Below are 13878 nucleotides of genomic sequence, written 5' to 3'. Positions count from 1 at the left end.
TCGGACTCAGCTGACCGCGGCGGTGTGTTCGCGCATGTTCACCTCGCCGGTCTCGATCCAGATGGTGTTGTGGACGATGCGGTCCATGATCGCGTCGGCGTGGACTCCGCCGCCGAGGCGCTGGTGCCAGTCCTTCTTCGCGTACTGGGTGCAGAACACCGTCGATGTGGCGTCGTAGCGGCGTTCGAGCAGCTCGAGGAGCATGGTTCTCGTGTCGTCGGTCGGGGTGTCGAGTAGCCACTCATCGATCACCAGGAGCGTGAAGGTGGAGTACTTCCGCAACCATTTCTCCTTTCCCGCCGGCCGGTCCCGGGCGACCGCCCAGGTCTCTTCGAGGTCGGGCATGCGGATGTAGTGCGCCCGGTAGCGGTGCTGGCAGGCCTGCTTCGCCAGCGCCGAGCCGAGGTAGGACTTCCCCGATCCGGTGAAGCCTTGGAATACGACGTTCTGCTGCCGGGTAATGAACTGGCAGGTGCCGAGCTGCGCGATCACACCCCTGTCGAGGCCGCGCCGTTCGAGCATGTCGACCCGGCGGAGGTCCGCGTTCGGGTAGCGCAGCCCGGCGCGGCGGATGAGTCCTTCGACTTTGGCGTGGGTGAACGTGGCGTGGGCGTCGTCGACGGCGAGCTTGATGCGTTCTTCGAACACCATCCCGAGGGTGAGGGTGTCGTCTTGGACTTCGAACGCGTCGACCAGCGGGGAGACGCCCATCTCGCGCAGCTTCCGCTTGGTCTCCGAATCGAGCCGGCTCATCGGGTCTGTCCCGCGTAGTAGTCGGCGCCGCGGACATACCCCGTCGGCTCGGGTGGGGTCCCGGGTGTCGCCCAGGCATCACGGTTGCCGGGGTCGTCCTGCTTGGTCTCGAGGATGGGCCGCAGGTGCGCGTAGCGCGGCGACCTCACCCGGGCCAGAGCGACGCCGGCGGCGGCTTCGACCCGGGCCGCGGAGTAGCGGCGCGTCATGCGGAGCACCGCCAACGCGGCGCCCAGGCCCTGCTCGTCGACGGGGACGGACTCGAAGATCCGGTTGATCACGGTCGTGGTGTTCTCTCCGATCCTCGCCGCCCATTCCCGGACTCTTGGGGCGTCCCATTGCCGATACTGCGGACCGTCGGGCAGATCCGAGTCATGCGTGCGGTACTCGTTCACGATCCCGACGGGGGCGAGTAGGTGGCTGGTCAGCCGGTCCTGCCCGGTGAACACCTCCAGCGTGGTGTCGGTGATCCGCAGGTCGACGGCGCGGCCGATGTGGACGTAGGGGACGGAGTAGAAGTTCTTCTCGAACACCACATGCCCGTTGCGCTGGACCCGACGCGCGTAGACCCACCGGGAGATCTCGAACGGGACCGCCGGCAGCGGCCGCAGCAGCGGTTTCTCCTCACCTTCGAACACACCCAGCCGGGATCCGGCGCGTTTCTGGAACGGTTCGGCGTTGAACGCCGACATCCGCTCGTAGACCGCCGCCCGTAACTCCGGCAACGTCGCGAATGTCTGTTTGCGGAGCGTGGCGATCACCCAGGTGGCGATGTTGCCGACGGTGTTCTCGACGCTCGCTTTGTCCTTCGGCTTCTTGATCCGCCCCGGCAGCACCGCGGCGGAGTAGTGCGCCGCGAGCTCCCGATACGCGTCGTTGAGGACCACCTCACCCTCCGCTGGGTGGGAGATCACCCCGGTCTTCAGATTGTCCGGGACGATCCGGGGAACACTACCGCCGAACCAGTCGAACATCGCCACGTGAGCGCGCAGCCAGGTGTCCTGCTTCATATCCAACGTCGGCTCGACGAACGCGAACCGCGAGAACGGCAACGCGCCGACGAACAAATAGACCCGCGTCGTCTGCCCGGCGACCGGGTCTGTCAGCTGCATCGTCTTGCCCGACCAATCGACCTCGACCGACTGGCCCGCCTTGTGACCGACCCGTGACGCCGCCCCCGCGATGAGCACGTGGTGCCCGTAGGACTTACAGAACCGGTCGTAGCCCATCGCCGGCTCACCCCGGCTTCTGCAGGTGTCCACGTACTCGCCATGGAGCAGCTTGAGCGTGACTCCGACCTTCGCGAGCTCCTTGTGGACCCGATCCCAGTCCGGCTGCGCGTGAACACTGTCGTGCTCACCTCGCCCGGGGAACAGTCGCGCATACACCTCCGCGTCATCGAGACCGGCGACAGCGTCGTAATCAATCCCCTCCCGATCAGCGGCCTCGAACACCGCGATCACCGAGTGACGCGACATTCCCTGCGCCTCGATCTGCCGCTTCGAGAACCCCTCCGCGCGAAGCCTGAGCACCAGCTTCACCTTGATCCTGCGTACCACCCGAACAACTCCTTCTGCCGCGTGATAGGCCACGCGGCAGAAGGAGCCTACGAAGGTGGTGCCGAACGCAAATATTCGGTGGTGCTCAACGAGGAAATCGCGACCACGGAGAAACGGTGCTCAACCGCAATACCGGTGGCGCTCAGAGACGCTAATACTCACCGAGGGGCACGCGGTCGAGTCGATCTGCCGGGTCCTGCGCGAGCAGGGCTGCAAGATCGCCGCGCGCACCTACCGAGCTCAGCGGCACGGCGTCATCGCGGCGCGCACGGTCACCGACGCGCAGGTCCACGGCGCCGTCCGCGACGCCGCGTGGACCACTGTCGAGATCGGTGGACGGCAGGTGCGGAAGCTGACGCCGGAAGGGCTCTATGGGCGGCGGAAGATGACCGCGCTGATCCGCCGAACGGTGATCCCGAACGCATCCCGAGGTGCAGTCGATCGGGCCATGCGCTGGCTCGGGCTGTCGGGAATCCGCCGCGACAAGGGCATCCGCACCACGATCCCCGCCAAAGACGGAATCCGTGCCGGAGACCTGCTGAATCGGGACTTCACCGCGCCGCGACCCGATCACACCTGGGTGATGGACTTCACCTACTGTCGGACCTGGGCCGGGTGGGTCTACGTCGCGTTCATCGTCGACGTCTACTCACAACGCATCGTCGCGTGGCACGCACAGACCACCAAGCACGTCGAGCTCGTGATGATCCCGCTGCGGATGGCCCTGTGGGAGCGAGGTCGGCAAGGGCATCCAATCCACCCTGAGCAGTTGAGGGCACATTCGGACGCTGGATCTCAATACGTCTCTCTGGCCTACACCGAAAAACTCGCCCTGGACGGCATCGCACCTTCGATCGGGTCTGTCGGCGACGCATACGATAACGCCCTGATGGAGACGATCAACGGGCTCTACAAAGCCGAGTGCATCCGCACGACGGTATTCCACGACGGCCCGTATCGGACGGTCGCAGACGTCGAGTTCGCGACGGCCGGCTGGGTCGACTGGTACAACACTCGTAGGCTTCATTCGAGCCTCGGCTACGTCCCACCCGCCGAGTTCGAGCAAGCCCACTATGCGACCCTCATCCGAGAGCCGCACCCCGTATAGGAGCGGCAGAGAACCTGGGGCGCTTCACCCTGCAGAAGAGCGCGACGGGTGATGTTGATCGTCATGGCTGTCACTTCCTTGTGGTTGTCAGAGATGAGGACAGGGGTGAGACAGTTGTGAAGGCCGAGTCCGCTTCCACCCCGGACTCGGAGGTGTTGATCTCGGCGATCACCAAGGTCAGAGTGCGGAGGGATCCCGGCTCCTCGGTAGTCACCGTCAGGGTGACCGTGCCGGAACCGAGCGTGACGAGGTTGGACACGGTGGTTTCCCCGTCATTGATGAAGACTTCCAGGAGTGGCCCGTCGAGGCTCACAAGCAGCCGTCCCGTGCGGCTTCCTCCGTGCAGCGGTGCGGTGCTGGTGGAGGCGAAGTCGGGGTGCAACGCTTGAGCGGCTTCGCCGGCGCGTGTCACGCTGAGTGTCTTGGCAGTTGGGTCGAAGACGATGTCCGCTGAGGCGTCGCCGTCTCCCGCGAGGTGAAGCCGTACTTTGCCTGCGATGTCGGCAGTCCAGCGCAGCTCGATGAGAGCGTGCAGGGTGATTGTGATCGGTTCGGCTGGATCGGTGGCGGCCGCGGTGTCGGCGAGCTGGCGGACGACGGGTGACGCCGGGTGTTGTACGAGCCGTGGTTGGCCGTCGATTGTGCGCAGCGATAGTCGCCGGGGGAGTGACATTGCGCCCCGCCAGGTGGTTGCTGGGACGACGTGGGCGTAGCGCCAGTTGCTCATCCACGCGAGCATGATCGCTTCGTCACCGGGTGCACTGTCGAATGTGACTCCGGCGTAGAAGTCGCGGCCGTGGTCGAGTCGCTCCAGCCCGGTGTTCTGTGTGGTGAAGGTCTCTCCGTCAAAGGAGCCGACGACGTAGTGCATCGCCGATCCGGCGGGGTCGGGGTCGGCACCGACGGGGTTGGTGCTGAGCAGCAGGACCCACGGCGTTTGGGCTGGGTCGTTGTCGAGTGGCAGGCGTACGAGGTCGGGGCATTCCCACACCACGCCGTCAGGGCCGACGGGACCGAATGATCCGGTCTCGCGCCATGTTCGCAGGTCGTCCGAGGCGTAGAACAGCACCCGTCGTTCGACCGCTTCGACGGCGACCATGAGCCATTTGCCGGATTCGGGGCGAGTGGGCATCCGCACGATCTTTGGATCGCGAAAGTCACTGGAGCCGCGGTCGAGAACCGGGTTGGAGACATCCACAGTCCAGGTGTCACCGCCGTCGTGGCTGACGGCGCGCGATTGGGCCTGGATACCTCGGGCGTAGGCGCTCGTGTAGATCGCCGTGAGAGTGCCGTCATCCCCAGCGACCACCGAGCCGGAGTAGATCTGTTCGTCGTCGCTGTGACGCAGCGCGACAGGGTGTGCACGCCAGTGTTCAAGATCAGTGCTGCTGGCGTGACCCCAGCTCATGTTGCCCCAGTCGGTGCCTTCGGGGTTGTGCTGGAAGAACGCGTGCCATGTGCCGTCGACATACACAAGTCCGTTCGGGTCATTCATCCAATTGCGTGCGGGTGTGAGGTGAAAGCGAGGCCGGGGACTCACAGCGAAGCCCTAGATATCGATGGGCATGCCACGAGCAGTCGATCCGTCTTGGTGACCGACTCGAGCCCGAGGAGTGTCCGCACGCCTGCCGCGCCGAGCTCGTAGTGCGGGAGAGCCACCGTCGACAGCGGTGGACGCAGGTGCGCCGCGATGACGTCTTGGTTGTCGAAGCCCATCACGGCCATGTCTTCGGGGATACGCAGGCCGCGCTCACGGAGGCCGTCGTAGAGTCCCATCGCGACTCGATCGTTGTGACAGAACACTCCAGAGGCACCTGACTCGATGACAGCGGATGTGATCGCATACCCGCCTTCCTGCGCCGACTCCGCTTCGAACACGAGCGACGCGTCGTAGTCGAAACCCGCCGCCTCAAGAGCCGAGACGTATCCCGCGAGCCGCCCTGTCTGGGCAGGCGAGGGCGACGTGGTGTTCACAAAGGCGATGCGGCGATGGCCGGCGGCGATCAGCTCTTCGGTGGCTGTGCGGCCGCCCTGTTCTTCGTCAGGCACGACAGCCGGGTAGGCGTCGCCGGCGGCATAGCAATTCACCAGCACCGTGTCTGTGTGCTGCAGCGGCGGGGGCACCTCGATCTCGCGGTGGTACCACGTCGAGTACAGAATCCCTCGAACCTGATGTTCGAGCATCATCGCGATAGCGTCGTTTTCCGCGGCGACGTTGCCCTCCGTGTTGGCGACGAGCAACACATACCCATGTCGCCACGCCTCGTCCTGGGCGCCGTGAATGATCTGACCGGCGAATGGCGTCGTCGCGATGGCATCCGCGACCAATCCGATAAACCGAGAGCCGCCTTGCGAGAGCGTCTTAGCGAGCGCGTTCGGGCGATAACCGAGCTCGGCGACAGCGTCGAGCACGCGACGCCTGGCGTCGTCACCAATGCGAGCACCGGGCTTGTCATTGACGACGTGTGAAACCGTGGCTACGGAAACGTGTGCGACCCGCGCCACGTCGCGCATCGTGATGCTCATCGGTGGTCCACCTGGCTCATCCCTTAGTCGCTCCACTCTCGAGACCGGCGATCATCGCCTTGTTCAACACGAGGAAGACCAGCAGCAACGGTGTGACAGTGACGCACACGGCGGCGAACGTGGCGGTCCAGTCGGTGTTCCCCATCGCTCCGATGTAGTTTTGCAGCCCCAGCGGAATGGTCTTCAAACCGTCCGACAGCACAAACGTGTTCGCAAAGATGAAGTCGTTCCAGATGAAGATGCTGTTGACCAGCACCACGGTGATGATCGTGTTGACCGACAGCGGCGCTGTGATCTGCGCAAAAATCCGGTACGGACCGGCACCGTCCAGCGAGGCGGCCTCGTATAGTTCGCGGGGAATGTACTGGTAGAACGACGCGAACAGGTACACGCCCATCGGCAACGAGAACGCAGCCAACGGCAGGATCATCGACAGGTGTGTGTCCAGTAGTCCGATCTGCGAGTAGTCGATGAACAGCGGTACGAGCGCGATTTGCACCGGCACGATGATCCCGAGCAGAAAGAGCGAGCGGACCAGGTTGCTGAACCGGAACCCGAGCACCTGCAGCGCAAACGCGGCCATCATGCCTGCCACGACGATGAGGGCGCTCGCGCCGAGGGTGACGATGAGGCTGTTGACGATGTTCAGCCACAGGTTTCCCGTTTCGAAAGCTCGCGCGTAGTTCTCGAGGGTGAATTCGGACGGAAAGGCGAACGGGTCGCCTCCAGCGAAGTCCGAGGCCGTGCGGAAACTTGTAAGGAAGAGCCACGCCAGCGGATACACCTGCACGATGACGATGAGCACAACGGTCACGGTGAGAAGCGTCCGCTGCAGGCGCAGTCGGGGCGAACGGTGCGGCCGGTGAGGGCCGGCCTCCTGGGCAGGCGGGGCGGGTGCCGCCAGTGGTGGGGTCATTGTTGTCGACATCATGCGTCCTTCCGACGCAGCAGCAGAAAGATCAGGCCAACGGCGACGAGGCACTCGACCACGATGAACACCGAGATCGCGCTGGCGTAGCCGTAGTCGGTGTGGACGAATGCAGTCTTGTACATGTACGTCGTCAGCAGCTCGGATGCCTGACCGGGACCCCCGTTAGTAAGCAGGTAGGGGATGTCGAATCCGCGCAGGGCGAACGTGGTGGCCATGATGGTGGTTGTGATCCATACCGGTCGGATGTAGGGGAACCTGATGCGCCAGAACGTCTGCCACCACGAGGCCCCGTCCAGGCGTGCGGCTTCTTCGAGCTCCTTGGGCACCGCGATGAGGGCGGCGTAGATGATGAGCATGTAGAGGCCGGTGAAACGCCAGCCCTCCGGAATAGAGACGGCTGCGAGCACGGTCTGCACATTCGACAGCCAGGCCGTCTGCAAATTCTCGAGGCCAACGAACGCGAGCAGCTGGTTGAAGAGGCCGACCGGTTCGAGCGAGTAAATGCGGATGAACAGGAACGCGATCGCCACGGTAGAGATCACCGCGGGTAGCAGATAGAGGGTCTTGACCAGCTCACGGGCGCGGGGAAGGGCGGTGAGTAGTCCGGCCACGGCGAGGGCGCCGCCCAGTTGGAGTATGAGGCAGATCGCGAGGTAGCCAAGGGCGTTGCCGAACGCCGTCCAGAACACGTCGTCGCGGGTGAACATTTTGACGTAGTTGTCCAGCCCGACGAACGCCAGGTCGGTGATCCCGTCCCACGAGAACAGACTGAGCACGAGTGACTGCACAATCGGGAGCAGCACTGCGGCGCCGTATAGCAGTAGCGGCGGAACAAGGAAGATCGCTACTGACAGACCGGACCGACGAGGCAGCATTGAGGAGCGCAAGCTGGATTGTCTCGTCGGCCGGCGGGGTGGGCGGGAGCCGGACCGATCGGCCCGGGTTGTCCCGGGCCGATCGGTCAACGTGACAGATGCCATGTCAGCCGACGTTCTCGGCGAGAGCGGCGTCCATCGTCTCGATGAACTCGTCGGGGGTGATGTCGCCCTGCACGAGGAGGGTCAGCTCCTGCTGCAGGCGGGTGTTGGTGGCAGGGTCGAGCTGCGTGTCCCACGGCATGGCGATGGCGGAGCCGACGTCGCCGGCCTGCTCGATGGCCCGCGAGTACAGCGGGGTAGCGTCGGCGGGAATCGCGGTGTCGACGTCGGTGGTGGGCGAGAGCGCACCGGTCTCAGCGACGGCGGCGGGGTAACGCTCCAGCGCGAAGGCGAGGAAGTCGCGCACGAGCGGGTCGTACGTGCTCGAGTTGATGGCCATGCCGATGCCTGAAGGGGTGACGTACTCGTTGTCGGCGGTCACGGCACCGTCGATCGTGGGCAGGGTGAAGTAGTCGACGGCGTCACGGACACTAGCGTCGAGGTTCTCGGTGGCGAGGTTCGCCAGCTCCCACGTACCGATGTTGTAGACGGCGGCACGGCCCGAGGTGAACTGGGCTTGCGCGTCGGCATAGCCGGTGGCAGAGAAGCCCTCCTGGAAGCAGTCGGCCTGTCCGAGGCCGTACAGCCACTCCACCGCGGCGCGGCCGGGGGCGTCGGAGAACTTCGCCTCGCCGGTCTTAAGCTTCTGGATATACTCCGGTCCCGCCTGGCGGAACGGGTAGTGCGCCATATAGCGCTCGAGGGGCCAGCCGTCGGCGCCGTCGAGCGCGATGGGGGTGATGCCCTCGGCCCGCAGCGCTTCGCACATCGGCGCAAAGTCGTCGAGTGTTGCGGGCACTTCGACGCCGGCCTGGGCAAGAAGGTCGCTGTTGTACCAGAAGAACTCCAACTGGAACTCGAACGGCACCATGTACAGCGACCCGTCGTCGAAGCGCTGGTAGTTCAGCGCCGCCTCGCGGTAGTCGTCGGCCATGCCCAGGTCGTCGAGCAGCACGTCGACGTCTATCATGCGACCCTGCTCGGCGAGCTTCTGGGCGAACGGGGTCGCGTCAGTGTCGAACAGCTCTGGCAACTTGTTCGCCGCGGCGAGGGTCTCGTACTTCTGGATGTAGGAGGGCCGGTCGGGTGTGGTGATGAGGTTGAGTTTGAAGCCGGGGTGATCGGCAGCATACTCGTCGGCGATCTGCTGCATGGCGGTGATGACGCCGCCGTCCGCGGGCCGTGAGAGCAGCCACGAGATCTCGCGGGGCTCGACTTCTCCCTCAGGGTTCACATCGGTGGGATCGCCGCCGCCTCCAGAACCCGCACAGCTGGTGAGTGCGAGTGTGACAGCAGCGGTCATGGCGACCCAGGTCGCGGTGCGCTTGACGTTGAACATGTGTGTAATCTCCGTTGATCTATTGGTGCGGGTACGGGTCAAGAAGGGTCAGGTGTGTTTGTGCAGGGGAGGCTCCCGGCTCAAGCCGTTGCGACGAGCGCGGCGGGGACTCGAGACGAAGGCTCCTCCGACGCGCCTCTCGCGGTCACCGTGAGCTCAGTCACGACGACCGTTCCCTCGCCGACGAACGCTCCGATGTGCCCATTGGTGCGGTCGTAAAGGCGGGTGCTGAGGCTGACGGCGCCGTCGACGGTCGCGACGCACATCTCACCGTCGACGATCACCTCGAGCCGATGCTCGCCAGGAGGCAATGCGACCGGTCGCTCGAGCTCGACGGCGAAAGGAACGTCGCCCGAGATCTGCCACTGCTCGCCACCGGTCGCCCGTCGGGGCCAACGGTCGAACACGAGGCGTCCGCGTCGCGGCTCGAGCCGCAACACGTACGCTTCGTCGCCGTCCTCGCTTGCCCGCAACAGAAGGCCGCATTCTGTGGTGTCGGAGGCAATGTCGAAGAGAGCATCGACTCGGAATGCCGTTGGGATCTCTGTCGGCAGGATCAGGTCGGCATAGCCGTCAGATGCCGAGAGTACGGTGCCGGTGGGCAGGGCTGTCACGGACTCATTGAAGGTGGAGGTGAGTTCGTGCGGGGGGTGGAATCGCAGGGTGCCGTCTAGAGCCTGCTCGGCTTCCAGTACGGCGAGGGTGCCAGCCCACTGCCATGCGCCGTCATCATTCCCACCCTCACGCGTGGAGATCCATCCGAAGAAGAAACGCCGGCCGTCCCGGGCGGCTGATTTGGCGGCGTAGTAGGCGCGACCATCGATTGTGTCGTTTTGCGGCACGTGCCACGGACCATGAAGGCTCCGCGACATGCGGTACCGGGTGGTGAACGACTCGCTGAACTCCGACCAGACGAGATACCACCAACCATTCCACTCAAACACCTCAGGGCACTCGTGAGCGAGGTAGCGACGGGGGTCCCAGAACGGTTCGGCCGGAGTCCAGTGACGCAGGTCGTAGGACACACACTGCGCGATAACACCCCGTCGTCGTGCAGGACCGTCGGCATGACGAGCGGTCACAAGCATGCGCCACAGACCTGCGTCCGCATCCCAGAACACGAACGGGTCGCGCCAATCTGCGGTCTCGTAGCCCGGTGTCGCTCCGAAGGTGTGCTCGGGGTGACGCTGCCAGGTGGCCATGCCATCTCGACTGGTGGCGTGGAGCACGAGCTGCAACGGAAGGCCATCGGCGCCGCGCCGATCGGGATTTTGCCCGGTGTAGAAGACGTGATGGATTCCGTCGTCGTCGTCGACGACGATGCTGCCGGTATAGACGTTGAAATCGGGGGCGTCAGGACCGCCAGACGGCAGGGCGACGCCGGTCTCTCGGAAGTCGGTGAGGTCGTCTGTGACTACGCGGTGCCACGGCATGCCTACCTTGGGCGTCTGGCGAGACTCGTGCAGGTAGAACAGGTGGAACGTGCCGTCCTCTTGCCACGGAATGACGTCGCCAACCCAGGCTTGTGGCGGTCGAAAAAACCCTCGCTGGTTCATGAACTTCCTCATCGTCGAGCCTTGAAGCGTCCCACCGCCACCACGAGGTGGTTAAACGGTTACGCAGAAGTTAGCAGGATCGACAGTCGGTGGTCAAGCGGTTAATCACGAGGTTGGCGCACACAGTGGAGCTCTTATGTTGACGATGTGCGCGACCGCGACCGCGGCCGCTGACGGGCTCGGGAGCATGGATCCGGGTGCGATGCCCGGGAAACCCTCCGTGCCAGTGCCGTGGCTCAGATTCGGATGCGCTCATGAGGTGATCGCGTTCAGCCGGCGTTGGCGCCGAGCTCGGCGGCGGCGGTGTTGGCTGCGCAGCTACCGGTGATCAGCTCGAGGGTGCGCAGTCGGCCGAATGCGCGTTGGAGAATCCGCCGCCGCTGGCTGCGTCACCGCCCACGAAAACTGGCTCAACTCGTCGGCTTGACACCATAGGAGCATCAACTGATGGACACCGCCTGTAGGGATCCGCCATTTCTCGTGGAATTGTGAACCGGAACCTACTGCCAAATGCCGTGGAACTACGGCATTCCTTGCCATTTCGAATCAGAACCTACAGCTCTGTAAATTCCGGCTGATCATGTCCAATTCCGAGTTCAAATGTCCCGAAGTGTCTTTCTGGACATTTGCAGTCACGGGCAGATCAGAGCAGGTCGGAGTTGCGCAACCACTGCTCGACGGTCGGGATAGTGCCGCTGTCGCGGACGTCTTCCCCGCGGACGGCTAGGGCGTGTCTCCTAAGCTCCTTGGGGGGTCGAGGGCAGGGTAGGAGTGTGTCGCGTACTCGTACTCTCTCGGATGCTGCTTGGGCTCGGATCGAGCCGTTGATGCCGATTGCTTCGGTCAAGGGCGGTCGGCCGTTCCAGGAGCACCGTCGGGTGGTGGAGGGGATCGTGTGGCGGTATCGGACGGGTTCGCCGTGGCGTGATCTGCCGGCGGAGTTCGGGCCGTGGCAGACGGCGTGGAAGCGTCATCGCCGGTTCAGCGGCGACGGCACCTGGGATCGGATCTACGCGGAGATCCTCGCTGACGCGGACGCCGCGGGCGAGATCGACTGGGCCGTCAGCGTGGACTCCACCATCAACCGTGCTCATCAGCACGCGACGAATCTCCCGCGCGACACAGGGGGCTCTATCGAGTTACAAGAATCTGCGCGAGGAGCCGCCTGATCACGCGATTGGCCGGTCACGCGGCGGATTGAGCACGAAGATCCATCACCTCGTCGACGGCCGGGGGCTGCCGCTGGTCGTGCTCGTCGGTCCCGGCCAGGCCGGTGATGCGCCGATGTTCCCGGTGCTCATGGATCACCTCAGAGTCGGCCGGCGCGGACCGGGCAGGCCCCGCTCCAGACCGGACCGCGTCCGCGGCGACAAGGCGTACTCATCCCGAGCGATCCGGCAGCATCTCCGCGACCGCGGCATCGTCGCTGTGATCCCCGAGCCATCCGATCAGCAAGGACACCGTCAGCGCCGTGGCTCTCGCGGCGGCCGACCTGTCAGCTACGACCTCGAGGACTACAAGGGCCGCAACGTCGTCGAACGCGGCTTCAACGAAGACAAGCAATGGCGCGGACTCGCCACCAGATACGACAAACTCGCCCTCACCTACCGCGGCGGAGCAGTCCTCAGAGCCATCACCCTCTGGCTCAAACGGTTAGGAGACACGCCCTAGGCCATCGCGGAGCCGGCCTCCAGTGTCCAAGTCGCGATAGAACGAGGCCGTGTTTCCGAGACCGCTGACTGCGTAGGTGACGAACGGATGGACGACCTTGCCCGCGAGATTTGCGCCCTCGGCGAAGGTCGCCAGGATCATCGGCGGTTGCACGTTCCAGATCGGGCTGCCGATCAGCACCCGGTCGTACGGGTTCAGGTCGGGTAGGGCGTCTGCGATCGCGGGGCGGGCGTCGCTGTTCTGCTCATCGACGTTGCGGGCGGCGGTCGGGTCGTAGCGGTCCGAGTACGCCTCGGCGGCCTCGAGGCGGAACACGTCGCAGGCGATCTGGTCGCGGATCAGGTTCGCGAGGATCTCGGTGTTGCCGACATCGAGGGTGCGGCGGCCGCCGTTCCAGTAGTTCTCACCGGGGCGGGAAAAGTAGACCAGCAGCGTCGCTACCGGGCTGCTGGGCGCGGGGGTGGAGGGCGTGGTCACGGGGCGGCCTTCGGTCTCGGGTGGGGTGCAGGCGGCCAGCAGCCGCGGCGGTTCGCAGGAGCTGTCTGCGGGTGGGCTGCGGGACGGGCATGCTTATGCTTCAGCGCGGCCGGTGAGCCAGCGGACCATGTTGGGGTCGACGTGGGAGAAGAACAGTGACTCGCCTGCCTCGAGCTCGGCGATCTTCGCCATCTGCTCGTCGGTGAGCTCGAAGTCGAGGACGTCGAGGTTCTGCTGCATGCGCTCGGGTTTGACGGACTTGGACACGACCACGACACCGCGCTGGACCAGCCAGCGGAGCACAACCTGCGCGACGGACTTGCCGTGCGCGTCACCGATCTCGGTGAGGACCGGGTTTGTGAACAGGTCGTTCTTGCCCTCGGCGAATGGCGCCCACGCCTCGAGCTGCACACCCTCGGCGTGCAGCAGCTCCTGGTAGTCGACCTGCTGGTGGAACGGGTTCGTCTCCATCTGGTTCACCGCGGGCACGACGTCGGCGAACGCGATGAGGTCCACGAGGCGGTCGGAGGCGAAGTTGGAGACACCGATCGCGCGGAGCCGGCCGTCCTTGTGGGCCTGCTCGAGCGCACGCCACTCGCCGTAGTAGTCACCGAACGGCTGGTGGATCAGGTACAGGTCGAGGTAGTCCAGGCCGAGCTTCTGCAGGGACGTGGTGATCGCTTCGCGGGCACCCTCCTCGCCGCGGCGCTGGATCCACAGCTTCGAGGTGATAAACAGCTCCTCGCGGGGCACACCGCTGGCTGCGATGCCACGGCCGACGGCTTCCTCGTTCCCGTAGGAGGCGGCGGTGTCGATGAGCCGGTAGCCGGCCTTGATCGCGTCGGTGACGGCCTGCTCTGTCTCCTCAGCGGGGATCTGAAACACGCCGAAGCCGAGCTGCGGCATCGTCGCGCCGGTGTTCAGGGTGACGGTGGGGATGGTGCTCATGAGCGTTCCCTCCTAGAAGCGGACCGGCTGCGG

General features: G+C 64.9%; 11 protein-coding genes and 1 pseudogene. 2 read left to right on the top strand and 10 right to left on the bottom strand.

Annotated elements, in window-relative coordinates; translation table 11 throughout:
- Positions 1-6: 6 nt before the first annotated feature.
- Positions 7-753, bottom strand: a complete 747-nt coding sequence (locus AB2L57_RS17240; RefSeq protein WP_409047690.1) for an ATP-binding protein — start codon at positions 751-753, stop codon at positions 7-9.
- Positions 750-2312, bottom strand: a complete 1563-nt coding sequence (gene istA / locus AB2L57_RS17235; RefSeq protein ID WP_409047689.1) for an IS21 family transposase — start codon at positions 2310-2312, stop codon at positions 750-752. The genes AB2L57_RS17240 and istA overlap by 4 nt, the downstream gene beginning before the upstream one ends.
- 88 nt (positions 2313-2400) lie before the next feature.
- Between istA and AB2L57_RS17230 the strand changes: the two are divergent.
- Positions 2401-3420, top strand: a pseudogene (locus AB2L57_RS17230) (IS3 family transposase); the annotation flags it as partial.
- Positions 3421-3490: 70 nt separating this feature from the next.
- Here the strand turns inward: AB2L57_RS17230 and AB2L57_RS17225 are convergent.
- From AB2L57_RS17225 to AB2L57_RS17200, 6 genes are all read right to left on the bottom strand, one after another.
- Positions 3491-4960, bottom strand: a complete 1470-nt coding sequence (locus AB2L57_RS17225) for a glycoside hydrolase family 32 protein (protein ID WP_409047688.1) — start codon at positions 4958-4960, stop codon at positions 3491-3493.
- A complete protein-coding gene (locus AB2L57_RS17220) occupies positions 4957-5946 on the bottom strand; it encodes a LacI family DNA-binding transcriptional regulator (protein WP_409047687.1) in 990 nt (329 codons plus the stop codon). Before AB2L57_RS17220 ends, AB2L57_RS17225 begins: the two co-directional genes overlap by 4 nt.
- 16 nt (positions 5947-5962) lie before the next feature.
- Positions 5963-6874 (bottom strand): carbohydrate ABC transporter permease, encoded by a 912-nt coding sequence (locus tag AB2L57_RS17215; RefSeq protein WP_409048647.1) that lies wholly within the window; start codon positions 6872-6874, stop codon positions 5963-5965.
- Entirely contained in the window at positions 6874-7752 is an 879-nt protein-coding gene (locus AB2L57_RS17210) for a carbohydrate ABC transporter permease (protein WP_409047686.1), read from the bottom strand. The genes AB2L57_RS17215 and AB2L57_RS17210 overlap by 1 nt, the downstream gene beginning before the upstream one ends.
- Positions 7753-7858: 106 nt before the next feature.
- The gene (locus AB2L57_RS17205; protein ID WP_409047685.1) at positions 7859-9193 is read right to left on the bottom strand and encodes an ABC transporter substrate-binding protein; all 1335 of its coding nucleotides are present in this window, start codon (positions 9191-9193) and stop codon (positions 7859-7861) included.
- 80 nt (positions 9194-9273) lie between these two features.
- A complete protein-coding gene (locus AB2L57_RS17200) occupies positions 9274-10749 on the bottom strand; it encodes a GH32 C-terminal domain-containing protein (protein ID WP_409048646.1) in 1476 nt (491 codons plus the stop codon).
- Positions 10750-11522: 773 nt separating this feature from the next.
- Between AB2L57_RS17200 and AB2L57_RS17195 the strand changes: the two genes are divergently transcribed.
- Positions 11523-12420, top strand: a protein-coding gene (locus AB2L57_RS17195; RefSeq protein ID WP_409047506.1) for an IS5 family transposase whose coding sequence is annotated in 2 segments (ribosomal slippage) — positions 11523-11860 and positions 11859-12420 — 900 coding nt in all. Because the reading frame shifts where the segments join, the coding sequence is not laid out codon by codon here.
- Here the strand turns inward: AB2L57_RS17195 and AB2L57_RS17190 are convergent.
- Together AB2L57_RS17190 and AB2L57_RS17185 are read right to left on the bottom strand one after the other, a co-directional pair.
- Entirely contained in the window at positions 12403-12897 is a 495-nt protein-coding gene (locus AB2L57_RS17190; RefSeq protein WP_409047684.1) for a flavodoxin, read from the bottom strand. The two genes, AB2L57_RS17195 and AB2L57_RS17190, sit on opposite strands and share 18 nt — an antisense overlap.
- Before the next feature lie 93 nt (positions 12898-12990).
- Positions 12991-13836, bottom strand: a complete 846-nt coding sequence (locus tag AB2L57_RS17185) for an aldo/keto reductase (protein ID WP_409048645.1) — start codon at positions 13834-13836, stop codon at positions 12991-12993.
- Positions 13837-13878 lie beyond the last annotated feature (42 nt).

It is taken from the genome of Microbacterium sp. HA-8, from assembly GCF_046111165.1.
Classification (GTDB): domain Bacteria; phylum Actinomycetota; class Actinomycetes; order Actinomycetales; family Microbacteriaceae; genus Microbacterium.
The sequence above is the reverse complement of the archived record's forward strand: the minus strand, read 5'-3'. Positions and strand labels throughout refer to the sequence as shown.